Origin of the sequence: Actinoplanes sp. NPDC049681 (assembly GCF_044465265.1) — a bacterium.
In the GTDB taxonomy this organism is placed as follows: Bacteria; Actinomycetota; Actinomycetes; order Mycobacteriales; family Micromonosporaceae; genus Actinoplanes.
In genome coordinates, this window is sequence record NZ_JBITLP010000010.1 from 325,494 (window position 1) to 349,533 (window position 24,040).

Below are 24,040 nucleotides of genomic sequence, written 5' to 3' on the forward strand. Positions count from 1 at the left end.
CCCGCGATGCACTCCTCCGTCGAGAGCGCGATGTCGCGACCGGCGTGCAGGCGACCTGGCTTCGCCTCGAGGACAGGACTTCACAGTTGCGGGACAGCGCCGGAATCCCACCGGCTTCGCTGCGACGCGGTCACCCTGACGCTATCCCACGCGGTTACCAGACGTTCAGGAGACGGCGCCCGTCGACCGATCCCGCCGGAATCGGCCCCCACTGCCGGGAATCCCGCGAGAGCTCGCGGGAGTCGCCGAGGACGTACAGATGACCGGTCGGCACCGTCACCGGCGCACCGCAGTCGGTGGTCCGGGCATCCTTCAGGTACGGCTCGTCGAGTGGCACGCCATCGCGCCAGACGCGGCCGTCGCGGCAGGTGATGGTGTCACCGGGCAACCCGATCACGCGCTTCAACGACCGGCCCCCTTCGGGAATGGCGAACTCCACGATGTCACCCCGGTCGATGCCGGTGAATCGGTAACTCACCTTGTCGACCACGAACCGGCTGGTCACCGGCACGGTGGGCGCCATGGCCTCGCTGGGCATGTATCGCATGCTGAGCGCGAACTGGTTGACCAGCGCCGCGGTGACGACGGCGGTCACGGCCGCTGGGACGATGCGGCGCTGCACGCGTACGGGCCGGGGAAGGCGGCGGGACAACTCGCGGCGCTCGCGCCACGCCGTACGCAACCCGCCGGCCGCCCAGCGCGCCGCCTCCCAGCCGCCGGTGGTCTGGTCGAACTCGGCGAGCGCCGCCTCGCCCCAGGGGCCGCCCCGTTCGCGGCGCCCCCGTACCGCCGCGACCAGGACCCCCCGCGAAACCCTCCGCACGATCGCCATCACGCCTCCCGGGGCACGAAGGCGGCACGGCCCCGCGCCTTCTCGGCAGCGGCGGCCAGCCGGGCGGTGGCGAGCTGAACCCCGTCGGCGGTGAGCCGATAGGTGTGCCGCGGCGGGCGGCCGGGCTCGTCGGAGGCCTCCCAGCCGGTGTCCAGCAACTGCTGGCCCGACAGGCGCATCAGAATCGGGTAGAGCGTCCCCGACGCCAGGCCGGTCTCCCTGCTCAAGTCGTATCCGTAGCGCCACCGCGCGGGCTCGGCCAGTAAGGCCTCGAACACCCGCAGGGTCTGCGGCGAAGCGTGCGACATCCTCGGCATGCGTGAAAGTCTACATAACTCGACTAACGGCGGCCACCCGTCCTGGCGGGTGGCCGCCGCCCGCCATCAGCAGTACGTCGACTCCTTGCCGATCACCTTGTACGGGCAGTCCGCCACCTCGGCCAGCAGCAGGGCCGCCTCCCGGTTGCGGGACGTCTCACGCGGGATCACGCTGCCCGGCGGATAGAAGCCGCCACCCGCCGAACTCGTCGGGTACATCTCGAAGGTGTACGCGAAGATCTTCTGCGTACCCCACAGGTAGTCGAGCAGGTCGCCGTCGGTGATGTACAGATCGCTGGACTGCTCCGGGGTGTAGCCGTTGGTCGCGGCCATCTGCCGGCCCAGCGTCGCGAACGTGTTGTACTGGTCGGCCGTCATGCCGGTGGTCGTGTCCGCGGTGGTGTAGCCGAACGGCCACAGCACCAGCTCCGAGTACGTGTGGAAGTCCATGGTGGCCTTGATCTGCTGAATCCCGCCGACGACCCGGCTCAGCACGAAGTCACGGACAACCTTGGTCTCGGGGGCCGAGAACGCCGCGCTGCCCCGGTACGTCTCCGAGGCCGGGCTGCCGGACGAGCCACCACAGCAGCCCCACTTGTAGCCGTAGTTGCGGTTCAGGTCGGTGCCCACGTACGAGGAACCGGAGTTCGGCTGGCGGTTCTTGCGCCACGACCGGTAACTGCCGGTGGCGATGTCGTACTCCGCACCGTCCGGATTGACCGACGGGATGATCCAGATCTCGCGGCTGTTCACGATGTTCCGGATGCGCGTGTCACTCGCGTACCCGTCGGTGTAGAGATGCAGCAGGTAGATCGCCATCTCCACGGTGAGGTGCTCCCGCGCGTGGTGGTTGGCGTCGTAGAGGACCTCGGGCTCGCTCTCGTCCGTACCGACGTTGTCCGAAATCTTGACGGCCACGATGTCGCGACCCTGGTACGTCTTCCCGATCACCCGCTTGCTCGCGATGGCCGGATACTGCGCGACGACCGTGTTCACCTCGGAGACCATCTCCGAGTAGTTGTGGTAGGCGGCATCCCGCGACGGAAAGTCCCGCGTGGACACATCGCCACTCGCGCCGGCGGCATCGATCTTCTCGACCGTGAAGCCGAGCGACCGCAACGCCCGCACCTCGGCGGCGGTGGCGGTCACCTCGACAACGGCATGCTCGACCGCGTCGATGGAGACACCGGTGCTGGCGATCGTGTTGCGCTGGGCGAGGGTACGCACGTCGTAGATCTCGTACTGGGCCGAGCTGTCGGCGCGCAGCTCCGCGGTGGCGGGCTGGGCCGTGGCGGGCTGGGCGGTGGCGGCGGATGCGGCAATCAGGGCAAGGCCGGCGGTGGCGGCCGCGACCAGGCCGGTGACGCGTCGTCTCATGAACGACCTCCCGGGGGTCAGAAGCGTCCGAACCCCGTCACTGCACCACCCAGAATCGACGTTTGGCAATGGAATCTACGGCCGGGCGGCCATGCCAAAGTGCCCCCTACGTCGGCGTGATGACGTCAGGAACCGCTGGTGTCGCCGTTGCCGGGGCGCTGCGCCGTCTCGGCGGCCGTCGCAGCTGCCGCCGGGCCGGCCGGGGCCAGACTGTCCGTGGCAGCACCGTCTGCCGCCGGGCTGTCCGTGGCCGGACCGTCTACCGCCGGGCTGTCCGTGGCGGCACCGCCTGCCGCCGGGCTGTCTGTGGCCGGACCATCTACCGCCGGGCTGTCCGTGGCGGCACCGCCTGCCGCCGGGCTGTCCGTCGCGGGGCCCTGTGCCGCCGCCAGGCTGCCCGTCGCCGCCGGGCTGGCCTTGGTCCGGTTCCCCTTGACCGGGCCGCCCTTGGCCGGGCCGCCCTTGGCCGGGCTGGTCACGGTCGGGCTCGCGGCGGCGGTGGCGGCCGTGGCCGCCGCGGCGGAAGCGGTGGCGGCCGTTACCGCGGTCTTGCTGGTCGCTGCGGGCTCGGCGGCCCGGTCACCCGCGGCGGCCGCGGCCTCGTCGCCGGCCAGCGCGGCCCGCAACCGCTCCTTCTCCGCGGCCCGCCGCTGCGCGACCGACCCGAGCTGGTCGGCCATCTCGTTGCGCCACTTGGCCAGCAGGAAGTAGGAGAAACCCGCCGAGGCGACCAACGCGATCATCGCCGTGACCAGAGGGTTCAGCGGCACCGGCAGGAGCAGCACGAACACCACGACGAACAGCGCGAGGCGGCCGAGCGAGTACTTGAGGGCGGGACTCATCACGAACTCCTGTCAGCCCGCGCGGTGGCTGAGCCACCGGAGGCCGTAGAACCAGACCAGGCAGTAGACGACGGTGAGGCCGAGCGCACCCACAGCACCACTCACCAGCGGGGGAAAGACCGGGGCGGCGAGCCCGGCGAGCGTCATACCGACGGCGACCCCGAAACCCCCGGCCAAAGCGGCGACCACGACCCGGTACGCCCCGTAGCCGGCCGCCCTGTACTCCTCGGTGAACAACCACACCGGCAGCACGATGGCGATCCACCCACTGGCCCCACCGAACTCCGAGGCGCGCACCAGGGACATGACGCCCTCGAAGAGCAGCAGGATGACGAGTCCGGCCAACAGCCCGGCCAGCGCCACCCCCAGCAGATCCTGAACGGTCGCCAACCGCCCATCCGCATCCCGGCGCGGACGACGCGCACTCTGAGTCTCGGCCATGACAACCACGAGGGTACGCCGCCGGCGAACGAGCGATCGAAGCCCACACCGCGGGCGCGGCACCACTCACCCCGGCACGCCCGCACCCACCGGCGAAGCCCCGGTATCACTCACCCCGGCACGGGCGCCCCCACCGGCGAAGGCGCCACCTCCGCCCGCGAGCACGCGACCGCGCCCGCGCCCGTCAGGGATGCGGTCCCGGTCGTCCGCGGCTGCTTGCGGGCGGGCTCGGCGTCAGGCCCAGACCTGCTGCGGTTCGCTGCGACGCTCGGCCAGGGAGGTCGGCTTGTCGTACTCGCGAACCACCTCGTATCGGGTGTTGCGCTCCACCGGCTGGAAGCCCGCGTCCCAGATCAGGTCGAGGAGGTCGCCGCGGTGCATGGTGTTCGGGGTGCCGTACGAGTCGGCGTCGTGGGTGATCTTGTATTCGACCACCGAGCCGTCGAGGTCGTCGACGCCGAAGTTGAGGGAGAGCTGGGCGACCGAGAGACCGTGCATGACCCAGAAGCACTTCACGTGGGGCACGTTGTCGAACAGGAGCCGGGACACCGCGAAGGTCTTGAGCGACTCGGCCGGCGCGGCCATCGTCGTGCGGGACTGGATGCGGTTGCGGATCTTGCCGTCCGCCGAGTCGACGAAGTCGTGCTGGTAGCGCAGGGGGATGAAGACCGCGAACCCGCCCGTCTCGTCCTGGAGCTCGCGGAGGCGGAGCACGTGGTCGACCCGGTGGCGGGGCTCCTCGATGTGGCCGTACAGCATGGTTGCCGGGGTTTTCATGCCCTTCTGGTGTGCCAGCCGGTGGATCCGGGACCAGTCCTCCCAGTGGCAGTTGTGGTCGACGATGTGCTGGCGGACCTCCCAGTCGAAGATCTCCGCACCGCCGCCGGTCAGCGACTCGAGGCCGGCGTCCATCAGCTCGTCGAGGATCTCGCTGGCGGGCAGGCCGCTGATCTTCTCGAACCACTGCACCTCGGTGGCCGTGAAGCACTTGAGGTTGACGTTGGGCAGCGCCGCCTTCAGCTCGCGCAGCACCTTGGGGTAGTAGCGCCAGGGCAGGGTCGGGTGCAGGCCGTTGACGATGTGCAGCTCGGTGAGCTGCTCGTCCTCCATCTCCTTGGCCTTGCGGACCGCCTCGTCGATGCGCATCGTGTACGCGTCCTTCTCGCCCGGCTTGCGCTGGAAGGAGCAGTACGCACAGCTGGCCGAGCAGACGTTCGTCAGGTTGAGGTGCCGGTTGACGTTGAACATCACCCGGTCACCGTTCATCTCGGTGCGCTTGTGGTGCGCCAGCCGTCCCAGCCAGGCCAGGTCGTCGGAGTCGTAGAGGGCGATGCCGTCCTCGCGCGTCAGCCGCTCACCGGCGTAGACCTTGGCCTCGAGCTCACGCTTCAGTCCGACGTCCATCTGGGCCCCTCTCACGTTCGCGGTGGGTCGAGCGTACGTCCTGCCTCCGACAGAAGTCCGGACCCGTCCGTGAGAGGGCGGCGCAGCTCACGTCACCGACTTTCGATTCTCAGGGTCCTTTCAACTCGAATCAATCGACACCGGTACAGGTGTTGGGGTATGACCTTTATGGGGACGGCAACCGCCGGCTGGCAACCGCTCGCGGACGGGGTACGCATGGCCAGGACGAGGCAGGATCGGGGCCGAGCAGTGCTCCGCGTGCTTCCCTGGCGCCCCCTCGCCTGCTCAGCCGCGACCGCCGCCGCGATCGCCGCTCTGTTCAGTCCGCTGCCGGCCGCCGCGGTCCCGGCCGCGCCTCCCGCGGCACCCGGCGCACCGCCCGTGCCCGGAGTCCCGGCCGCAGCGCCCGGAGTCCCCGGCGCCCTGCCCGCCGCGGCCCTGGGAGCGCCGGGTGCGGTGCCCGACGCCGGTTCGCGTCCCATCGCCATCGGCGCGATCACGCTGCCGGGGCAGAAGCCCGGCACCCCGACCGCCCCGGCCACCGTCACGCCGGTCACCGGCGTGGCCACCACTCCGCTGCTGAAGAAGGTCGAGGCCGGCCGCACCGCGATCGCGGCCAAGGGCGAGGAGCTCGACAAGCTCGACGAGGATCTCAACCTCACGCGTACGCAGCTCGCCACGGCCGATCAGAAGGTCGTCCAGGGCCAGCAGGCCGTGACGGCGGCGCAGCAGGAGGTCGAGGCGGCGGCTGCCACTGCCGTACGCAGCGCCGCCGCGCTCCCCCCGGGCACGCTCGGATCCGGGCTGCAGGACCTCGACTCCCTGGCCCGTCTGCAGCGGGGCGAGTCCGCGACTCAGCAGGCCGCCGCCCGCCAGCTGACCATCGTGCAGGCGGCGTTCACGGCCGCCGTCGCCGAGCAGCAGAGCCTGCGGACGAAGGTCGACCAGCTCACCACCGACCGCACGAAGAAGAAGGCGGCGCTCGACAAGAAGGTCGCCGCCCAGCAGAAGTTCGAGCAGGAGCACGCCGCCGAGATCAACGCGGCGGACGCGGCCCAGGCGGCCCAGGACGCCCAGATCGGCGCCGATTACCTGGCGGGCGAGAACGCGGGCCGGGGCGCCGACCCCCGGGCCATCGCGGCGCTCAAGATCGCCCTGGCGCAGCGCGGTGATCCGTACGTGTGGTCCGAAGAGGGCCCGAACATGTTCGACTGCTCGGGCCTGGTGTATTACTCGTACCGCTCGGAGGCGGCGGGCAGCTTCCCGCTCGCCCGGGTGTCGAAGGACCAGTATTACCAGACCCGCGGCAAGACCGTGGACCGCTACTCGCTGCTCCCCGGCGACCTGCTCTTCTTCAGCTCGTCCGCCAGCTGGACCGGCATCCACCACGTGGCCATGTACGCCGGCAAGGGCATGATGGTCGAGGCCCCGCGCACCGGGTTGAACGTGCGGCTCACCCCCGTACGCTGGAGCCGGTTGTTCTCGGCGACCCGGATCTACGGCTCGGTGGAGGGCACGGTCGAGGGCCCGGCCCTGGGCGCGCCGGACCCGGAGACGCCGAGCAACCACTCGCCGTCGCCGCAGCCGTCGAGCAAGCCGCCGACCAGCCCGAAGCCGTCGACCTCGAGCCCCAGTCCGAAGCCGTCCTCGTCGAGCCCGAGCCCGAAGCCGTCGTCGTCGAGCCCGAGCCCCAAGCCGTCGTCCTCGAGCCCGAGCCCCAAGCCGTCCTCGTCGAGCCCGAGCCCGAAGCCGTCCGGGACGCCGTCGGCCACCAGCGCGCCGCCCACCGGGGACCCGTCGCCGACCAAGTCCCAGGGTCAGGGCACCTCGCCGTCGAACTCGGCACCGACCTCCGGCTCGACGAAGACTCCGACGGCCTCGGCCACCTCCTCGAAGGCGCCCGCCTCGTCGTCGTCCACCAGCAAGCCGGTGGTGTCGGCCTCGGCCTCGAAGTCGGCCGAGGCGAAACAATCCGGTAACGGCTGAGCGGAGACCGGATCTTGACACCGCAGACCGGTTGACGCCGGGTGCGCTCATGAGCGGTGATATGGCACGGTAGGGACGAACGCCCGGCATTTCGGCTTGCCCGGCGTCCGGCAGTGACGTCGCTCGCGGGTGGCGGCGATCGGGAGGACCCATGGACGAGCAGCAGGCGAAACCGGACAGCGACGGCACGAAGCCGCCAGCTGCGCCGACGCCGGCGAGCGGTTCCGGGCCGCAGAACGATCAAGGGTACGAGCTGCCGCCACCGCCTGCCGCCGGCGCGCTGTGGGCGTCCTCCGGACCGACCGGCGCCGCCAAGCCGGTCTCGGGCTCCGCCTCCGTGCCCAGCTCCGCGCCGGTCTCCGGATCGGCCTCGGTACCCAGGTCCGCACCCGTCTCGGGCTCCGCCTCGGTACCCAGCTCGGCGCCGGTCTCCGGATCGGCCTCGGTACCCAGCTCCGCACCCGTCTCCGGCTCCGCCTCCGTGCCCAGCTCCGCACCCGTCTCCGGGTCCGCCTCGGTGCCCAGCTCCGCGCCGGTCCCCGGCTTCGCCTCGGTACCCAGCTCCGCACCCGTCTCCGGGTCCGCCTCCGTGCCCAGCTCCGCGCCGGTCCCCGGCTCCGCCTCGGTACCCAGCTCCGCACCCGTCTCCGGGTCCGCCTCCGTGCCCAGCTCCGCGCCGGTCAGCGGCCCGTCCGGTCAGGCGGATCGCACGGCGTTCTTCCCGGAGGCCGAGAGCTCCCCGAAGGCCGGCGGATCGGCGCGTCCGGTGTCCGCACCGCCCCGCGCCGACGCCGCGCGGGCCACAGTGCCGGGTACGGCCGACGATCGCCCGGCAATCCGGCCGGGTGGCGGGAAGGCCAAGGTCTACGGCACCCGCTCGATCGAGAAGCCGGAGCAGAAGGCCGCCGAGCCGTCGACACCGGAACCGGACCTGCCGGAGCCGTCGACGCCGGAACCGCGGCCCGCGAAGCCGGAGCCGCCGAAGCCCACCCGCCCCGAGCCGGCGCCGTTCCCGACCCCGGCGCCCGGCCCAGCTCCCTCGCCGGCTCCCGAGCCGTCGCCCGCGCCCGGCCCGTCGCCGGTGCCTCCGGGTCCCGTGCCGCCCGGCCCAGGGCCCGACCCGATGCCGCCGGCACCCGGCCCCGACCCGGTGCCACCCGGTCCGGGCCCGAACCCGATCCCGCCCGGCCCCGGCCCCAACCCCGTGCCTCCGGGCCCGGGACCGTCTCCCGTGCCGGGTCCGCCACCGGGCCCGTTCCCGGGGCCGCCGACCTTCTCAGCGCCGCCGACCCCGCCACCCACCTCGCGGCCGGCCTCGCCCGCGGCGAGCAGCCTGCCGTCCTACACGGTGCCGCCCGCCACCGGCCCGGTGAGCACCCCACCGCCTTCCGGCTACTCGGCACCGGTCATCGCCGGCCCGTCGACGCCGTCGGCGGCAAGCCACTTCGCCCCGCCCGACTCGACCGTTCCCTTCACCACGGCCGCCGCCGGCCAGTCCGGGTCCCGGTCCGGCGGAGCGAGCGCCACCACTGGAAGCGACTCCACGATGCCCTTCACGTCAGCCGCGCCGAGCCCCTCCGGTTCGAGCGACTCGACCATGCCCTTCACCACGGCCGCGGCGAGCGAGGCCCCGAGCGATGCCACCATGCCCTTCACTGCCGGCGCCGGCTACGCCGCGGCAGCGACGGCCGGAAGCGACGCGACAATGCCGTTCAGCGCCGGCGCCGTGAACCACGCCTCGAGCGATGCCACCATGCCCTTCGCAGCGCAGGGGTCGCACTCTCCCTTCGGGGTCGGTGCATCGGGCGGTGCTCGGCAGCCATTCGGCGGAACGATGTCCGCGGGGGCCGGTGCGTCGGCGCCGTCCTCGACGTACGGGTCGGGTTTCGGACAGCCGGGCGCCGTGCCGCAGCAGCGGGGTGACGGGACGGTGTACGGCGGCCTGGCCGACTACGCGCCCGCCGACATGACGATGCCCGTGATGACCAATCCGATGGAGAACTCCGGCTCGCTGACCGGCCACATCCTGGCCCAGGGCTGGCGTGATGCCCCCGAGGCGCAGCGGCGCAGCAACGTCAAGGTGGTCGTCGCCATGCTCATCGTGCTGCTCGTACTGGTCGGTGTCAGCCTGCTGTTCCTCTTCACCGTCGGGGACGCGTTCAGCAACATGATCGGTGGAGTCTTCAAGGATTAGCTTGTCGCCCGCCCCGTCCCCGCCTAAGCTGGCGAGGTTGCGCCGAAGGGTGAGCCTGCCCACTACCGGCGCGGAATGCGGGCGATGTCTGCGACGTTGCCCCGTACACTGATGGCAGTAATTGACCTGGCGTGCCCTCATGGTGCACGCCACGGGCGTTCTTGCGGGCAATTCAGCGGCAAGCTTTCGGCAGCCGCGGCGGGCCATTCGCGAGCATGCGCCCCCGTAGAGAGGTTCTCTTGACCACTTTCGCTGATCCCAGCACGTTCCCGTCCGTCTTCGAAACCCCCTCCCCCGAGCACGCCGACCCGACGACCGCAGACGTCGAGATCGTCGCAGCGGACACCGACCTCACGGCGGACGCAGAGGTCACCCTCGCCGCAGACAGCACCGCCGACGCGACTGTCACGGCGGACACAGAGATCACCGCCGACGCAACTGTCACGGCGAAGGCCACGGTCAGCGTTGACGCAGCGGCCACGGCCGATGCGGAGCTCACCGCCGACGACGACGCCGCGATCGTCGAGGCCACCAAGTCGTTCGCCGACCTCGGTCTCCCCGCCGAGCTCGTGCGCGTCCTCAACCGCGAGGGCATCACCACCCCGTTCGAGATCCAGGCCGCCACGATGCCGGACGCCCTCAGCGGCCGGGACGTGCTCGGTCGCGGTCAGACCGGATCCGGCAAGACCCTGGCGTTCGGCCTGCCCCTGCTGGCCCGCGTCGCCCAGGGCGGCCGCGCGCTGCCGCACCACCCCAAGGCCCTGATCCTGGTGCCGACCCGCGAGCTCGCGATGCAGGTCGCGGACGCGCTCATGCCCCTCGGCCGTTCCGTCGGCGTCTTCCTGAAGACCGCCGTCGGCGGTGTGCCGTACGACCGCCAGATGGATGCGCTGCGCCGCGGCGTCGAGGTCATCGTGGCGACGCCGGGCCGGCTGGGCGACCTGATCGAGCGTGGCGCCTGCAAGCTCGACAACGTCGAGGTCACCGTCCTCGACGAGGCCGACCAGATGGCCGACATGGGCTTCCTGCCCGAGGTCACCGAGCTGCTCGCCAAGACCCCGGCGAACGCTCAGCGGCTGCTGTTCTCGGCGACCCTCGACGGCGACGTCGACGCGCTGGTCAAGCGGTTCATGACCGACCCGGTGACGCACTCGACCGCACCGGCCGAGGCGAGTGTGTCCACGATGGACCACCACCTGCTGTTGATCCCGCCGCACGACAAGTTCCCGATCACCGCGTCGATCGCCAACCGCGCGGGGAAGACCATCGTCTTCGCCCGCACGCAGATGGGCGTGGACCGGCTGGTCGAGCAGCTCGCGGCGGTGGGTGTCCGCGCCGGTGCGCTGCACGGCGGCAAGACCCAGCGGGTACGCACCCGCACGCTGGCCGAGTTCAAGGAAGGCCGCACGAACGTGCTGGTCGCCACGGACGTCGCCGCGCGCGGCATCCACGTCGACGGCATCTCGCTCGTCGTGCACGTGGACCCGCCGAAGGACCCGAAGGACTACCTGCACCGTGCCGGCCGTACGGCCCGGGCGGGCGAGTCCGGCGCGGTCGTGACGCTGGTCCTGCCGAAGCAGCGTCGCAGCACCCAGGCGATGATGCAGCGGGCGGGCGTCGCGCCGGCCGAGGTGCGCGTGCGTCTGGGCGACGAGAAGCTGGCCGAGGTCACCGGCGCGCGCGAGCCCAGCGGCGTACCGGTGAAGGACGAGCCGGAGCCGCGTCGCGAGCGAGGCGACCGTCCGCGTCGCTTCGGTGACCGCCCGCAGCGCGGTGGGTTCGACCGTCCGCGCGGCGAGCGCAGCTACGGCGACCGTCCGCGCGGCGACCGGCCGTGGGGCGACCGTGACCGTCCGTACGGCGACCGGCCGCGCGGCGAGCGCTCGTTCGGCGGCGACCGCCCCCGCGGCGAGCAGCGCAGCTACGGCGACCGTCCGGCGAGTGACCGCCCGCGCGGCGAGCGCACCTACGGTGACCGGCCCAGCGGCGAGCGCACCTACGGTGACCGGCCCGGCGGCGACCGGTCGTACGCTGACCGGCCCCGGGGCGAGCGCACCTTCGGCGACCGGGGCGGATACGGTGACCGGCCGCGCGGCGAGCGCAGCTTCGGCGACCGCTCGTCCCGCACGCTCGGCGACCGTCCCGGCGGCTTCCGCCGGGAGAGCGGCCGCAACGACCGGCGCGAGCCGGGCAACGGCCGATACCAGGGTCGCCCCGCGCACACGCACTGATCGCACCTGCTTCACTTCGAGGGCTCCCGGCGAAAGCCGGGGGCCCTCGTGCTGTACGCCGCCTGTTCCGGTTCGAGCCCCGGTACGCCGGGTACAGGTGCTGGCATGTCCGTCCTGCCTCGTTCGCTCTTCTGGGAGCGCCGGGACACCACCGGTGCCGAACACACGCTGGTCGACGCGCGCACGGGCCTGCACGCGCGTGGCACCGCGCTGGCGGTGGATCCCATCGCCTACACCGCGCGGTACGACATCCGTACCGATCCGTCCTGGGTCACCACCTCGATCGAGGTGACGGCCGAGGGCGGGGGCTGGAGCCGTACCCTCCGGATGGAAGCCGACGGCGGGCGATGGCGGGTGACCACCGCTGAACAGGGTGATCTGGACGCGGCGCTGACCGCGGCCGGGCATGCCGGCGCCGGGCTGGCCGGCACCGAGGACCCGGACCTGCTGGTCGGCGCATACGACGTCGACCTGACCGGGTCGCCGCTGACGAACACCCTGCCGATCCGCCGGCTCGGGCTGGACAAGGCGGAGCCCGGCGTGGCGCACCGGGTCAGCGTGGTGTGGGTGCTGCTGCCGAGCCTCGAGGTGATCCAGGCGGACCAGATCTACACCGCGCTGGGCGACGGCCGGGTGCGCTTCGCCAACGAGACCTTCAACGCGGATCTCCGGGTGGACGACGACGGCTTCGTGCTCGAATATCCCGGTCTCGCGCAGCGCCGGCCCTAGGCCCGGTCGCGGATCCAGGCGACGCAGGTCCGGTCGACGCTCTTGAACGGCCGGCCGAACGCCTCCTGCGACGCCGGGTCGAGGTCCCGGTCCTCCCGCAAGTAGAGCCGGACGAACGTGAAGAGGGCGCGCTGGCCGTACTTCGTGGCGATGCAGTCCGCGGCGAAGTGGCCGAGCCCGTAGAACGCGTCGCCCTCCTGGCTGCGCGCGTCCGGGCCCAGGGACTTCATCGCGATGGAGGTCGGCCGCCGGCTGCCGTGCACGGCCTCACGGACCGCCTGGCGGCGCCAGCTGGCGGTCGCCGGCTGCGGATACCAGCCGATGTACTCGGCGATGCCCTCCTTGAGCCACATGGTGCCCGCGCCGCCATAGGTACGCCGATGCACGCCGCCGACGGTCACCACGTGGCCGAGCTCGTGCTGGACCGTGGTGGCGAGGAACCGGTCGTCGTCCTTGAGCTCGGCCATGTTGAGCACCACGTCGGTGCCGGATTCGTGGAGCGGGAGGGCGTACCCGACGATCCATTTGTCGGTCATGCCGCCGTACCAGGTCTTCCACTGCCGGGGGCCGGCCAAGTAGATCCGGTATCGCTTCTGCGGGTTGCCGACGAGGCCCGCGAAGCGGTCGTTGACCGTGGCGGCCCGGTCGGCGATCGGCAGCAGCCGCCGGAAATACTTCTGCTCGCCGGGGCCGGCCACCAGCGTGACGCGCTTGCCCTTGGCGGTGACCAGGTCGCTCGTTGCCCAGGGAGCCAACTGCTCGTCGGCCGGGTTCTTCCTCGCCGTCAGCGCCGTGATGACCCACCCACCCTTGACCGACCTCAGGTCGAGCTCCTGCGCCACGGTAGGGGGGCCGTCCGAGTCGGGGCCTTTCTCGACGACGCAGTTGTCGTCGGCGTAGCAGTACGCGACGTCCGCACCGACGCTCAGGCGGCCGGAACGATCCTTGCGCTGGGCGCGGACGTACGTCTTGTACTCGAAGTAGCTGACGCCGAGCCCGCGCAGCGACCGGAACATGGACCGGTAGCGGGTCCTGAGCTTGGGCTGGGCCGGATCGACGGCGGCCAGCCAGCCCTTCTCGTCGCCCCGCACCAGGGCCGTGGCCTGCGCCTTGAGGAGCGCGTTCACCTGCTCGAACGGGGTGAGGGGAAGGGCATGGGCGGGTGGGACCGCCGCCTCGGCGCCGAGCGGCTCGCGGTTGGCGACGTAGACGGCGCCGGCACCGACGGCCAGCGCGGCGACCAGGGCGAGGGCCCCGCCGACCAGCAGCCCACGCCCCGGGCCGCGCCGCGGCTCGACGAACCCGGGAACGACGCCGGCCGGGGGGCCAGGGGCAACGCCGCCGCCCGGGAAGCCGGAGGCAGGGCCGGCGCCGGCCGGAAAAGTCGGCGAGGCAAAGCCGGAACCCGCCTCGGAAGGATGCGGCGCCCGCTGCGAGGGAATGAAGGGCGCAGCGTGGGGAAAGACGGGCGCAGCCGGCGGATTGGTGACCTCGTCGCCGTCGGGCACGCGCGCTCCTTGACATGAATCCCTTTACCGGGCCCCATCCTCGCAGGTCGAACTCCCGAGCGCTGCCCCTGATCCCGGCGCATGCCACACCCCGCCGGCAAGGAACCCGTCGATGATGGCCAGCGGCGCCTCCAGCGACATCCCCTGCTCCGCCACCCAGGCGTCCGAGTAGTAGGTGTCGGTATACCGCTCCCCGCCGTCGCAGATCAGGGTCACCACGGAGCCTTTACGGCCCTCCTCGAGCATTTCCGCGATGAGGCCGAAGGCGCCCCACAGGTTCGTGCCGGTGGATCCGCCGACGCGACGCCCGAGCACCTTGGAGCCGGCTCGCATGGCCGCCAGCGACGCCGCGTCCGGCACCGGGATCATCCGGTCCACCACCGCGGGCTGGAACGACGGCTCGACGCGGGGGCGCCCGATGCCTTCGATGCGAGAGCCGCGGCCGGTGCGAATTCCCCAGTCCTGTTTCTGGTACGCGGGCCAGAACGCCGATCCCTCCGGGTCCACGACGCAGAGCCGGGTCGGGAAACGCCGGTAGCGGGCGTACCGGCCGATGGTGGCGCTGGTGCCGCCGGTGCCCGCGCCGACGACGATCCAGGCCGGCAGGGGGTGTCGTTCCAGCGCCAGCTGCGCGTAGATCGACTCGGCGATGTTGTTGTTGCCGCGCCAGTCTGTGGCCCGCTCGGCGTGGGTGAACTGATCCATGAAGTGGCCGCCGAGGTCGGCCGCGAGGGCGCGGGCCGCGGCGACGACCGCGGTCGGGTCGTCGACGAGGTGGCATTTGCCGCCCTGGAACTCGATCAGCGAGATCTTCTCGTGGGAGGTGCTCGCCGGCATGACCGCGATGAACTCGAGGCCGAGCATCCGGGCGAAGTACGCCTCGCTGACCGCGGTCGAGCCCGAGGAGGCTTCCACCACCGGGGTGTCCGGGCCTATCCAGCCGTTGCAGAGGGCGTACAGGAAAAGGGATCTGGCCAGTCGGTGCTTGAGCGAACCGGTGGGGTGGGAGGACTCGTCCTTGAGATAGAGGTCGATGCCCCAGGAGGCGGGCAGCGGGAACGGCAGGAGGTGGGTGTCCGCCGAGCGGTTCGCGTCGGCCTCCACCAGGGCGATCGCGTCGCTCACCCAATCCCGTTTCGCCGGGTCACAGCGGTCGAGATGCAGCATGGTTCAACCTACCGCCGGGTCGCGGCCGGGCTGGGGCCGGTTCTCCCACTTCGTCGACAACGCGATGGCGGTCCGGGTGGATGCCACCCCGGGTGTCCGGTTGATCCGCACGATGAGCTGCTCCAGCTCGGCGATGGTGCCGACCCGGACGGTCAGCTGGTACGACTCCACGCCCGCCATGAAGTAGCAGGACTCGATCTCGGGCATGACTCGCAGGGCGGCGAGCACGTCATCGGTGTCGGCGCCGGAGTCCTCGATGATGCCGATGAGGGCCGTGACGCCCAGCCCGATCGCCTCGGGCTCGACCTCGGCCCGGTACGCCCGAACCGTCCCGGCCGCCTCCAGCTTGCCGACCCGCTCGTGCACGGCGGGCGCGGAGAGGCCCACCTGGCGGGCCAGTTCGGCGTACGAGGAGCGGGCGTTGTCCCGCAAGAGGTCGATCAGGCGCAGGTCGATGGCGTCCATGGCTTCAGAGGTTAGTGCGACCCGTCCGGGTACTTCACGCCCGGTAGCGAGCTACCGCCCCGGGACCGAGCCAGGATAATGGTCAACGTCGCAATCAGGGCTTTTTCCGCATTTCAGCGACTTGCTGTTTTTCCCGATGCTCTAATGGCTGTACGTCCCGATCGAGCACGCCGAACACGCACCGTGACCACCGGCGCTCCACAACGACGCAGGGAGAGGGCCGTGGACACTGGAGATCGACTGCTGACGCCAGGGGAGGTTGCCGCGCTGTTCCGGGTCGACCCCAAGACCGTTACGCGATGGGCGGCCGCTGGACGCATCGGCAGCATCCGGACTCCGGGTGGCCACCGCCGATTCCGCGAGTCGGAAGTGCGGGCGCTGCTCGAGGGAGACGGCGTGGTCGAGGAGATGCGCGAGGACGACGCGGCCAACCGGCCCCGTAACGCCGGCCCGGCCAACCCGGGCTCGAGTTACGGCCCGCCCAACGGGCTGCGCTGACATCAGCGCCGGCCGCCGCCCAGCTCACCGCGCCAGCGGGCGAAGAGCTGGTGCGGCACGGCGAGGGTGTCGAGCACCTTGCCGGCCACGAAGTCGACCAGCTGCTGAGCGGTGGCGTCCGCGCCGGAGCCGTAGAACCCCGGTGAGGCCGGGAGGACCACGGCACCCGCGTCGTGCAACGCGATCAGGTGCTCCAGGTGGCTGCGGGTCACCGGGGTCTCCCGCGGGACGACGACCGTACGCCGGCGCTCCTTGAGGTTGACCTCGGCGGCCCGCTGCAGCAGGTCCTTCGAGAGCCCGATCGCGATGCCCGCGCAGGCCGCCGTGCTGGCCGGCACCACCACCATGCCCTTCGCCGGATACGAGCCGCTGCTCGGACCGGCGGCCAGGTCACCGGCCGGCCAGTAGGCGAGGTCCGCCGCGTGGAGGTCACGTTCGAGCCAGGCGGCGAGGTCGTCCTTCCAGTGCGCGTCCCGGATGCTCGCACCGGTCTCGTCGAGCAGCGTGAGCCGGGCGGCACGCGAGATCACCAGGTCCACGGCCTCGCCCGCGTCCAGTAGGGCACCGATCACGGCCCGGGCGTACGGCGTGCCCGAGGCGCCCGAGACGCCGATGATCCACGGAGTGCGCATCGGTCAAGAATGCAGCACGAGGTCGAGGACGGCGAAGAGGAACAGGGCGATCCCGACGAAGCCGTTCGCCGTGAAGAACGCCCGGTTGACCTTGGAGAGGTCCGTCGGCGTCACGACGACGTGCTGGTAGGCGAACGCCACCGCGGTCAGCGCGAGCCCCACCCACCAGAGCCAGCCGAGGCCCACGAGCTGCCCGAACCACACGAACAGCGCGAACGTCACCACGTGGGTGACCGTCGAGATGTGCAGGGCGGTGCGGACCCCGAACCGGGCCGGCGTGGAGTGCACCCCGATCCGCCGGTCGACCTCGACGTCCTGGCAGGCGTAGATGATGTCGAAGCCGCCGATCCAGAGGCCGACCGCGACGCCGAGCACCCAGGCCGGGCCCGAGCCCGCGAACGTGCCGGTGATCGCCAGCCAGGCACCGACCGGCGCCACGGCCTGCGCCAGCGCCAGCACGTAGTGGGGGAAATTCGTGAAGCGCTTCGCGTACGGGTAGACGATCAGCGGGATCACCGCGAGCGGCGACAGCACCAGGCACAGCGGGTTCAGCAGGGCGGCGGCGGCGATCAGCACGACGAGGGAGACGGCCGCGCCGGTCCAGGCCGTCCGTACGCTCACCGCGCCGGTGACCAGCTCCCGGTTCTGCGTACGCGGGTTCTGCGCGTCGATCTTGCGGTCGAGGATGCGGTTGGCCGCCATGGCGAACGTACGGCCGGAGACCATCGCGATCGTCACGAGCAGCAGGTCCACCCAGTGCACGCCGGTGCCCTCGCGGTCCATCGCGACCAGCGCCGACAGGTACGCGAAGGGCAGCGCGAAGACCGAGTGCTCGATGGCGACGAGCCGCAGGAACGCCTTGACCCGGCCCGGTCGTTCCGGTGCGGACGCCACCGCCGTCATATCCCGTATTCCTTCCACCGCTTGTCCACCAGGGCGACCACCTCGCTCGACATGGCCATCTCCTCCGGCCAGCCGCGGGTGTAGCCCTCGGCGGGCAGCTTACGGGTGGCGTCCAGGCCCGCCTTACCGCCCCAGAACTGCTGGTAGGAGGCGTGGTCGAGATGGTCCACGGGCCCCTGGGTGACCAGCAGGTCGCGGTCGTAGTCGACGTTGCCGAACGCCCGGAACGCGACCTCGTGGTAGTCGTGGACGTCGCAGTCCTCGTCGACCACCACGATGAGCTTGGAGAGCGACATCAGGTGCGCCCCCCAGATCGCGTTCATGACCTTCTGGGCGTGCTTGGGGTAGCGCTTCCGGATCGAGACGATGACGCAGTTGTGGAAGACCCCGGCGGCCGGCATGTCGTAGTCGACGATGTCCGGGATCATCATCCGCAGCAGCGGCAGGAAGATGCGCTCGGTGGCCTTGCCCAGGCCGTGATCCTCCTGCGGCGGCTTCGACGTGATGATCGAGTGGTAGATCGGCTGCTTCCGCATGGTCATGCACTCGATGTGCAGCACCGGGAAAGGCTCCACGGGCGTGTAAAAGCCGGTGTGGTCGCCGAACGGACCCTCCGGGGCCCGCTCCCCCGGCTCCAGGTAGCCCTCCAGCACGATCTGCGCCTGCGCCGGAACCTGCAGCGGCACGGTCATGCAGTCGACCATCTCGACCCGCTCGCCCCGCAGGAAGCCCGCGAACAGGTATTCGTCGATGTCACTGGGGAGCGGCGCGCTGGCCGCGTAGCTCACCACCGGATCGCAGCCGATCGCGACCGCCACCGGCAGCCGCTCGCCACGGCGCTCGGCGATCGCGTGGTGGGCGGTCGAGTCCTTGTGGATCTGCCAGTGCATGCCGAGCGTGTTCCGCGAATGCTGCTGCAGGCGGTAGAGACCGAGGTTCCGCTTGCCGGTCTCCGGATGCTTCGTGTGGGTCAGCCCGTAGTTGTGGAAGACGCCGCCGTCGCCGGGCCACACCCGCAGGCCGGGCAGCCGGTCCAGGTCGACCTCGTCGCCCTTGAGCACGACCTCCTGACAGGGAGCCGTCTTGACCTTCTTCGGCGGCACGGACTTCAGCTGCAGCACCTTGCCCAGGCCCTCGCGGATGCCCGACCAGCCGACCGGCAGCTCCGGCTTGATCAGCGCGCCGATCCGGTCACCCACCTCGTCCAGCGTGTCGACGCCCAGGGCCATCGCCATGCGCTTCTCCGTACCGAAAAGGTTGACGACGACCGGCATCTCACCGCGAGTGGGCCGCTCGAAGAGCAGGGCCGGGCCCCCGGCCCGGACCGTGCGGGTGACGATCTCGCTGATCTCGAGGGTGGGATCCACGGGAACGCGCACCCGTCGCAGCTCACCGGCCGCTTCCAGGGCCGAGACGAAGCTCTGCAGATCGTGGTACGGAAAGCCCTTCGCAGCCATGCCCCCAGTCTGTCACCCGTCACTCGATGATCTCGTCCGGCGTTGATTCATCGGATCGGTTCGGGTCTTCTCGGGGGGCGGTGGCGGCGTGAAGTTCCGGGTCGTGGCGCGGTGGTGCGCCCTGGCAGGCCTGGTCAGCGGGCTGGCGATGGCCGGACCCGCGGCCTCGCACCGCAGCGGACGCCTCCCGGTGTGTGAGCCGGCTAACGCCTCGACGAAGGCACCCACCGGCCCGCCGAGCCGCAACGCCCCCGGCGCCTGCCGGGCATCCGCCCGGGTGCTGGAATCGGGGGTCCGCCTGGACCAGATACGCGGACGCAGCACCCCGAGCGGCTACCACCACCTCGGCGCCGGCACGGGCGGCGAGTGGAGCGGCGTCACCGGCCGCATCGAGGTCGTGGACAGCGGGGTCCGGCGCAACACGTACGACTTCGTCGCCGGCCGCTTCATGGTCAAGCGCGACATGGGCGGCGGCAGCATCGCCTGGCTCGAGGCCGGCTGGGCCGAGACGGGCTGGGCCGGGCAGGGCCGCCAGCACATCTACACGTTCAACACCAACACCCAGGCATGGCAGTTCTACGACCAGTACAGGCTCAAGCCGGGCGACCGCCTCTGGCTGGACGTCCACACCGACGGGGACAACGTCTGGCAGGCCTGGCTCTGGTGGGACAACCGCTGGAACCTGCTGACCGCGCAACAGCTTCCGATCGGCTCCAGCGCGTACGTGGAGCAGTACGTCGAGGTGCACGTCGACTCCGGCCGCCCGGCGCAGCTGCGGGTGCCGCCGGTGACCGTGGACAACGTGCAGCTCCGGCCGGCGGGCGGAGGACCGGGCCAGTTCTGGCGGGAGGACGTCGCCACGCTGACGGGCGACCCGGCCCAGCAGCGAGCGGGCGGCTTCTGCCTGGACTGGATCACGCACTACGACACGTGGACGGCAGGCGACTGCCCCGGCGGCGTCGCACCCGGCGGCGCCGGCGGTGGGACGGGCCGGCCGCTCCGCAGGCCTCGCAGCTGACGCGGCAAACGCTCAAGCCGGCCGGAGTCCGCACGGGCAAGGGCGTAAGCGGCTCATCCTTCCGTAGGACGGCATGCCGTGACGGAGGAGAGCGAAGAACCGACTTGTCGCGTCAGTTGTCGCCGGCGTTGGCGTACGAGTGCAGCCCCTCGAAGAACAGGTTCACGCCGAACAGGTTCATCAGCATCGTCGCGAAGCCCACCAGCGCGATCCACGTCGCCGTCGTGCGCTTGATGCTCGGCGTCGCCCGGGCGTGGAGGTAGCAGGCGTACACGATCCAGGAGATGAACGCCCAGGTTTCCTTGGGGTCCCAGCCCCAGTAGCGTCCCCAGGACGCCTCGGCCCACAGCGGCCCGGCAATGAGGGCGCCGAACGTGAACAGCGGGAAGGCGAACGCGTGCATCCGGAACGTCAGCCGTTCCAGGGATGCCGCCGCCGGGACCTTCGCGCCGAGGGTGTACGGGAAGCTGCGCCGGCCCTGGTCGTAGCCGCTGCGGATGAGGAACATCGCGGCGGGGACCGCGCCCACCAGGAAGATGCCGCTGGACAGGATGATCGTCGTGACGTGGATGTAGAACCAGTACGACTGGAGCGCCGGGACCAGCGGGCCCACCGGCGTGTAGGCGATCAGCCCCGCCGCGCCGAGCAGGACGACGAGGGTCAGCGCGACGAAGAGGCCGAGGTGGCGGATGGCCGGCTTGCGGGTCAGCACGCCCAGCCATACCGCCGAGCCGACCAGCGTCACGGCGAGGATGAACTCGTACATGTTGCCCCAGGGCATGCGGCCGGCCGCGATGCCGCGGGTGGTCACCGTGCCGAGGTGCAGGGCGAAGGCGAGCCCGTTGAGTCCCACGCCGATGCGTCCCAGCAGGACACCGCGGTCCCGCTTCGGCGGCTCGACGACCGCGGGAGGCGCCTCGGCGACGGGAGCGCCGGCGCCGACCAGCTGGCGGGTGGCCGCGCGGCCGATGTGGCTCTTGTCGCCGAACGCGTACTCGGCCGCGTAGCAGACCATCGCGGCCAGGTAGGCCAGCACCGTGACGGCCATCAACTGGTTGGACAACTCCGCCATCACGGCGTCCCTTCATCCGTACCGCGGGCGGCGCCCACGACCTGGCCGAACTCCTCGTCGAAGCCCGGGTAGTCGGTGCGGGGCAGGCCACCGGCCTCCATCAAACTACCGGAACCGTCACGCGGCGAGATCCGGAACCACAGCCGGCGCCGATGGCCGGACAGCGACAGCATCAGGCCGAGCAGGCCGAGGACCGCGCCGCCGAGGACCAGCGGCTGGGTCGGGTCGTAGCGGACCGCCAGGGTGGCGAACGGGCGGGTGCCGACGAACTCCAGCTTGGTCCCGTCGTCGAGGGTCCACGCCTGGCCGGGCTTGAGCCGCTGAGGGCGCTCGCCGCTGACCTGCTTGAGCTGGCCGGTGGCGATCTGCGAGCGGTCCAGGGCGTAGACCGAGCCGGGCAGGCCGGCGTCGACGCCGAGATTTCCCCTGTACGCCGTCAGGAACAGCGTCGGGTCGTTCTCGGCGGGGAACACCGAGGTGGCTCCGCCCTTCGGATCGACCGTGGGCAGGTAGACGCCCTCGAAGCCGACCTGGAGGTTCTCGTCGCGCTTGTTCGTCCTCGGGTCGATGTTGACGTCCGGGAACTGCGCGACGCCTTCGCTGGTGAACATGCCGTCGCGCGGCAGGAAGGGCACGACGCGGGTCTGCTGGTCGCCGTACCGATCGGTGTAGCGCAGGACCACCGCGTAACCGTGACCGATCAGGTGGACGTTGGCGTGCGGCAGGCGCAGCGGGTCGTTGACGGTGAAGCGCTTCTGCCGCCAGGGGCCGTCCTGCTTCTCCTGGACGTCGACGGTGGCCTCGAACGTCTTCGGCTGGCCGGTGGGCTGGAACGCGGCGTCGAACCCGGTCAGCCGCAGGCAGAAGAACGGCAGGTCGGCGGCGTCGACGCGGGGGCCGAGCGAGGACTCGTCGTACTGCGTCACCGAGTTGCAGAAGCCCTGATCGGTGCCCTGGACGAGGAGGCGGTTGCCGTGCCATCCGTACCAATGTCCGAAGCCGACCCCGACCAGCACCGAGAGCAACGCGAAGTGGAAGAGCAGGTTGCCGGTCTCCTTGAGGTAGCCCTTCTCGGCCGAGACCGTCCAGCTGCCGTCCTCGCGCTCCCGGACCACCGTGCGGAAGCGACGCTTCCGCAGCACGGCCGCGACGGCCTTCGCCGCACCGGCCGGATCGTCGGGTCGCTCTTCCGGGGCCGCGAACTGCGGGAGACGCTCGAGCCGGCGAGGAGCATCCGGGGGTACGGTGCGGAGCGCGCGGACGTGGTCCAGGAGCCGCGGCACCACGCAGCCGATCAGCGACGTGAACAGCAGCAGGTAGATGGCGGCGAACCAGGGGGACGCGTAGACCGCGAAGCCTCCGAGCCGGTTCAGGACGGGCGCCAGATCCGGATGCGCCTGGTAGTAGGCGGCGACCTTCTCGGTGTTCAGCGCGCGCTGCGGCAGCACCGAGCCGGGGATCGCGGCGACGGCGAGCAGGAAGAGCAGCACGAGGGCCGTACGCATGCTCGTGAGCTGCCGCCACGAGTTGCGCAGCAACGCCCACGCCCGAAGGTGCCGGCGCGGCGGGGGCGACGACGCGGGGGCGGGGCGTTCCTCGACCACGGTCACAGCAGCGTCCCGTCGAAGGTGAACGTGGTCTGCAGCCAGATCAGGAAGCTGTCCCACCCGCCCGTGACCAGCGTGACGCCGACGACGATGAGCAGCGCCCCGCCGATCCGGGTCACCCACCGGCTGTTGCGGCGGACCGCCCGGAACACTCCGAGCAGCCGCCGGAAGAAGAGCCCGAACAACACGAACGGCACCCCGAGCCCGAGGCTGTACGCCAGCGCCAAAGTCACCGCCCGGTCGGTCTGGCCGGCGGTGGTGGCGAGACCCAGCACGGCGCCCAGGGTCGGGCCGACGCACGGGATCCAGGAGACCGCGAAGAGCGCACCGAAGACCGGCGCACCGATCAGCCCCGCGTTCGGCAGCTTGTGGATGCGCAGTTCGCGTTGCATGCCGGGCACCAGCCCGAGGAAGGCCAGCCCGAGGACGATGACCAGGACGCCGAGCACGACGTTGAGCATCTGCCGGTGCGTCTGCAGCGTCATCCCGATGTTGGCGACGAGGGTCGCCATCAGCGTGAACACCACCGCGAAGCCGAGGACGAAGAGGCTCGTCCCGGCCAGGATGCGGCCCTTGCGGCTCTGCTGCCCGTCCGCCTCGGCGGCGTTCAGATCGGAACCGGCCAGACCCGTCACATAGGACAGATAGCCCGGAATGAGCGGCAGGACGCACGGCGAGAGAAAGCTGACAAGGCCGGCAAGGGTCGCGGCAGCGATCGCCAGCAGCAGCGGGCCGCTGCTGGCGGTGTCGGCGAAGGATTCACCCATCAGCCCGTGGCCTCGGCGGCTATGCGCTCCACCACCGGCTGGAGCACGCTCTTGACGGTGGCACCGCGGATGGCGGCCGCGATCCGGCCCTGACGGTCCAGGATCAGCGTCGCCGGCGTGGACGTCTGCGTGACGTCGAACTTCAGCGCCACGCTCCCGTCCCGGTCGTAGATGCTGGGGTACGTCACCCGGCCCCGCTCGAACGCCTTGGCCGCGTCCCGGTCGTCGCGGGAGTTCACCCCGACGAACGTCACGTTCTTCGCCTTGGTCGCCTGGTAGGTGCCCTCGAGGTCGTCCGCCTCGGCGCGGCACGGGTTGCACCAGGAGCCCCAGAAGTTGACCACCACGACCTTGCCGCGGTCCTGCGCGACGTCGTACGTGCCGCCGCCGAGCAGCTCGCCGGTCACCTCGCGGGCCTCCGGGCGCTGCTCAGGGCTGCACTCGATGACCTTGTCCGCGTTGGTCGTGCACTTCTTCTCCCAGCTTTCCTCGCCGCACCCGGCCAGCGCACCGGCCGCGACGGCAGAGGTGAGAACGACAGCGGCGAGCCGGCGCATCAAACTGTGCCGGCCGGTGGCCTGCCGTCGCGGCCC

General features: G+C 71.3%; 22 protein-coding genes, 1 pseudogene and 1 riboswitch. Of the genes and pseudogenes, 6 read left to right on the top strand and 17 right to left on the bottom strand.

All coding sequences use genetic code 11. The features are described from left to right. Window positions 1-54 precede the first annotated feature (54 nt). Window positions 55-115: riboswitch (cobalamin riboswitch) on the bottom strand. Window positions 116-154: 39 nt separating this feature from the next. From lepB to mqnE, 6 genes and pseudogenes are all read right to left on the bottom strand, one after another. Beyond that, window positions 155-832: a signal peptidase I gene (lepB, locus tag ACIBO8_RS33745; protein WP_396119482.1), complete on the bottom strand. Its 678-nt coding sequence runs from the start codon at window positions 830-832 to the stop codon at window positions 155-157. Then, on the bottom strand, window positions 832-1,149 hold the full coding sequence (locus ACIBO8_RS33750) for a PadR family transcriptional regulator (protein ID WP_396119483.1): 318 nt from the start codon (window positions 1,147-1,149) through the stop codon (window positions 832-834). The genes lepB and ACIBO8_RS33750 overlap by 1 nt, the downstream gene beginning before the upstream one ends. Window positions 1,150-1,218: 69 nt before the next feature. After that, window positions 1,219-2,526, bottom strand: a pseudogene (locus ACIBO8_RS33755) (M14 family metallopeptidase); the annotation flags it as partial. A 125-nt stretch (window positions 2,527-2,651) separates the two neighbouring features. Beyond that, entirely contained in the window at window positions 2,652-3,368 is a 717-nt protein-coding gene (locus ACIBO8_RS33760) for a DUF4229 domain-containing protein (RefSeq protein ID WP_396119484.1), read from the bottom strand. Between the two features lie 12 nt (window positions 3,369-3,380). After that, on the bottom strand, window positions 3,381-3,758 hold the full coding sequence (locus tag ACIBO8_RS33765; RefSeq protein ID WP_396119485.1) for a hypothetical protein: 378 nt from the start codon (window positions 3,756-3,758) through the stop codon (window positions 3,381-3,383). A 285-nt stretch (window positions 3,759-4,043) separates the two neighbouring features. Next, a complete protein-coding gene (gene mqnE / locus ACIBO8_RS33770) occupies window positions 4,044-5,213 on the bottom strand; it encodes an aminofutalosine synthase MqnE (protein ID WP_396119487.1) in 1,170 nt (389 codons plus the stop codon). 258 nt (window positions 5,214-5,471) lie between these two features. Between mqnE and ACIBO8_RS33775 the strand changes: the two genes are divergently transcribed. After that, on the top strand, window positions 5,472-7,199 hold the full coding sequence (locus ACIBO8_RS33775; RefSeq protein ID WP_396119488.1) for an NlpC/P60 family protein: 1,728 nt from the start codon (window positions 5,472-5,474) through the stop codon (window positions 7,197-7,199). 1,392 nt (window positions 7,200-8,591) lie between these two features. Here ACIBO8_RS33775 and ACIBO8_RS33780 read toward each other — a convergent pair. Continuing rightward, complete coding sequence (locus ACIBO8_RS33780; RefSeq protein ID WP_396119489.1) at window positions 8,592-8,846, bottom strand: hypothetical protein; 255 nt, start codon at window positions 8,844-8,846, stop codon at window positions 8,592-8,594. A 187-nt stretch (window positions 8,847-9,033) separates the two neighbouring features. Between ACIBO8_RS33780 and ACIBO8_RS33785 the strand changes: the two genes are divergently transcribed. The 3 genes from ACIBO8_RS33785 (at window position 9,034) to ACIBO8_RS33795 (ending at window position 12,353) form a co-directional block, all read left to right on the top strand. Further along, on the top strand, window positions 9,034-9,393 hold the full coding sequence (locus ACIBO8_RS33785) for a hypothetical protein (RefSeq protein WP_396119490.1): 360 nt from the start codon (window positions 9,034-9,036) through the stop codon (window positions 9,391-9,393). A gap of 239 nt (window positions 9,394-9,632) precedes the next feature. Next, the gene (locus ACIBO8_RS33790) at window positions 9,633-11,624 is read left to right on the top strand and encodes a DEAD/DEAH box helicase (protein WP_396119491.1); all 1,992 of its coding nucleotides are present in this window, start codon (window positions 9,633-9,635) and stop codon (window positions 11,622-11,624) included. 105 nt (window positions 11,625-11,729) lie between these two features. Further along, window positions 11,730-12,353 carry a putative glycolipid-binding domain-containing protein gene (locus ACIBO8_RS33795; protein ID WP_396119492.1) on the top strand — a complete coding sequence of 208 codons (624 nt, stop codon included), beginning with the start codon at window positions 11,730-11,732 and terminating at the stop codon, window positions 12,351-12,353. On the opposite strand, the gene ACIBO8_RS33800 is transcribed toward ACIBO8_RS33795, so the two are convergent. Genes ACIBO8_RS33800 through ACIBO8_RS33810 form a run of 3 tightly spaced genes read right to left on the bottom strand, consistent with a single transcriptional unit; the run spans window position 12,350 to window position 15,493 of the window. Next, on the bottom strand, window positions 12,350-13,861 hold the full coding sequence (locus tag ACIBO8_RS33800; protein ID WP_396119493.1) for a hypothetical protein: 1,512 nt from the start codon (window positions 13,859-13,861) through the stop codon (window positions 12,350-12,352). The two genes, ACIBO8_RS33795 and ACIBO8_RS33800, sit on opposite strands and share 4 nt — an antisense overlap. A 24-nt stretch (window positions 13,862-13,885) precedes the next feature. Next, complete coding sequence (locus ACIBO8_RS33805) at window positions 13,886-15,028, bottom strand: PLP-dependent cysteine synthase family protein (protein ID WP_396119494.1); 1,143 nt, start codon at window positions 15,026-15,028, stop codon at window positions 13,886-13,888. Between the two features lie 3 nt (window positions 15,029-15,031). Further along, window positions 15,032-15,493: an Lrp/AsnC family transcriptional regulator gene (locus tag ACIBO8_RS33810; protein WP_364703463.1), complete on the bottom strand. Its 462-nt coding sequence runs from the start codon at window positions 15,491-15,493 to the stop codon at window positions 15,032-15,034. 222 nt (window positions 15,494-15,715) lie between these two features. Between ACIBO8_RS33810 and ACIBO8_RS33815 the strand changes: the two genes are divergently transcribed. Continuing rightward, entirely contained in the window at window positions 15,716-15,991 is a 276-nt protein-coding gene (locus tag ACIBO8_RS33815) for a BldC family transcriptional regulator (protein ID WP_396119496.1), read from the top strand. Window positions 15,992-15,993: 2 nt separating this feature from the next. On the opposite strand, the gene ACIBO8_RS33820 is transcribed toward ACIBO8_RS33815, so the two are convergent. The 3 genes from ACIBO8_RS33820 to ACIBO8_RS33830 are packed head-to-tail and all read right to left on the bottom strand — an operon-like array spanning window position 15,994 to window position 18,983. Further along, a complete protein-coding gene (locus tag ACIBO8_RS33820) occupies window positions 15,994-16,623 on the bottom strand; it encodes a UbiX family flavin prenyltransferase (protein WP_396119497.1) in 630 nt (209 codons plus the stop codon). Between the two features lie 3 nt (window positions 16,624-16,626). Then, entirely contained in the window at window positions 16,627-17,526 is a 900-nt protein-coding gene (gene mqnP, locus ACIBO8_RS33825; RefSeq protein ID WP_396119498.1) for a menaquinone biosynthesis prenyltransferase MqnP, read from the bottom strand. Beyond that, on the bottom strand, window positions 17,523-18,983 hold the full coding sequence (locus tag ACIBO8_RS33830) for a menaquinone biosynthesis decarboxylase (RefSeq protein ID WP_396119499.1): 1,461 nt from the start codon (window positions 18,981-18,983) through the stop codon (window positions 17,523-17,525). Before ACIBO8_RS33830 ends, mqnP begins: the two co-directional genes overlap by 4 nt. Before the next feature lie 88 nt (window positions 18,984-19,071). Here ACIBO8_RS33830 and ACIBO8_RS33835 point away from each other — a divergent pair, with 88 nt between their 5' ends. Continuing rightward, a complete protein-coding gene (locus ACIBO8_RS33835; protein WP_396119500.1) occupies window positions 19,072-20,001 on the top strand; it encodes a hypothetical protein in 930 nt (309 codons plus the stop codon). Window positions 20,002-20,113: 112 nt separating this feature from the next. On the opposite strand, the gene ccsB is transcribed toward ACIBO8_RS33835, so the two are convergent. The 4 genes from ccsB to ACIBO8_RS33855 are packed head-to-tail and all read right to left on the bottom strand — an operon-like array spanning window position 20,114 to window position 24,004. Further along, entirely contained in the window at window positions 20,114-21,073 is a 960-nt protein-coding gene (gene ccsB / locus ACIBO8_RS33840) for a c-type cytochrome biogenesis protein CcsB (protein ID WP_396119501.1), read from the bottom strand. Then, on the bottom strand, window positions 21,073-22,683 hold the full coding sequence (locus ACIBO8_RS33845; protein ID WP_396119502.1) for a cytochrome c biogenesis protein ResB: 1,611 nt from the start codon (window positions 22,681-22,683) through the stop codon (window positions 21,073-21,075). The genes ccsB and ACIBO8_RS33845 overlap by 1 nt, the downstream gene beginning before the upstream one ends. Then, window positions 22,680-23,447, bottom strand: coding sequence for a cytochrome c biogenesis CcdA family protein (locus ACIBO8_RS33850; RefSeq protein WP_396119503.1), 768 nt, complete (start codon window positions 23,445-23,447; stop codon window positions 22,680-22,682). The genes ACIBO8_RS33845 and ACIBO8_RS33850 overlap by 4 nt, the downstream gene beginning before the upstream one ends. Next, entirely contained in the window at window positions 23,447-24,004 is a 558-nt protein-coding gene (locus tag ACIBO8_RS33855) for a TlpA family protein disulfide reductase (protein WP_396119504.1), read from the bottom strand. Before ACIBO8_RS33855 ends, ACIBO8_RS33850 begins: the two co-directional genes overlap by 1 nt. Window positions 24,005-24,040 lie beyond the last annotated feature (36 nt).

Excerpts from the sequence above, each read along its gene's own strand:
- ACIBO8_RS33855 (WP_396119504.1), bottom strand. The coding sequence starts at position 24,004 with ATGCGCCGGCTCGCCGCTGTCGTTCTCACCTCTGCCGTCGCGGCCGGT.
- mqnE (WP_396119487.1), bottom strand. The coding sequence starts at position 5,213 with ATGGACGTCGGACTGAAGCGTGAGCTCGAGGCCAAGGTCTACGCCGGT.
- lepB (WP_396119482.1), bottom strand. The coding sequence starts at position 832 with ATGGCGATCGTGCGGAGGGTTTCGCGGGGGGTCCTGGTCGCGGCGGTA.
- ACIBO8_RS33750 (WP_396119483.1), bottom strand. The coding sequence starts at position 1,149 with ATGCCGAGGATGTCGCACGCTTCGCCGCAGACCCTGCGGGTGTTCGAG.
- ACIBO8_RS33810 (WP_364703463.1), bottom strand. The coding sequence starts at position 15,493 with ATGGACGCCATCGACCTGCGCCTGATCGACCTCTTGCGGGACAACGCC.
- ACIBO8_RS33795 (WP_396119492.1), top strand. The coding sequence starts at position 11,730 with ATGTCCGTCCTGCCTCGTTCGCTCTTCTGGGAGCGCCGGGACACCACC.
- ACIBO8_RS33850 (WP_396119503.1), bottom strand. The coding sequence starts at position 23,447 with ATGGGTGAATCCTTCGCCGACACCGCCAGCAGCGGCCCGCTGCTGCTG.
- mqnP (WP_396119498.1), bottom strand. The coding sequence starts at position 17,526 with ATGACGGCGGTGGCGTCCGCACCGGAACGACCGGGCCGGGTCAAGGCG.
- ACIBO8_RS33780 (WP_396119489.1), bottom strand. The coding sequence starts at position 8,846 with ATGGTGGCATCGCTCGGGGCCTCGCTCGCCGCGGCCGTGGTGAAGGGC.
- ACIBO8_RS33805 (WP_396119494.1), bottom strand. The coding sequence starts at position 15,028 with ATGCTGCATCTCGACCGCTGTGACCCGGCGAAACGGGATTGGGTGAGC.
- ACIBO8_RS33785 (WP_396119490.1), top strand. The coding sequence starts at position 9,034 with ATGTCCGCGGGGGCCGGTGCGTCGGCGCCGTCCTCGACGTACGGGTCG.
- ACIBO8_RS33820 (WP_396119497.1), bottom strand. The coding sequence starts at position 16,623 with ATGCGCACTCCGTGGATCATCGGCGTCTCGGGCGCCTCGGGCACGCCG.
- ACIBO8_RS33760 (WP_396119484.1), bottom strand. The coding sequence starts at position 3,368 with ATGAGTCCCGCCCTCAAGTACTCGCTCGGCCGCCTCGCGCTGTTCGTC.
- ccsB (WP_396119501.1), bottom strand. The coding sequence starts at position 21,073 with ATGGCGGAGTTGTCCAACCAGTTGATGGCCGTCACGGTGCTGGCCTAC.
- ACIBO8_RS33830 (WP_396119499.1), bottom strand. The coding sequence starts at position 18,983 with ATGGCTGCGAAGGGCTTTCCGTACCACGATCTGCAGAGCTTCGTCTCG.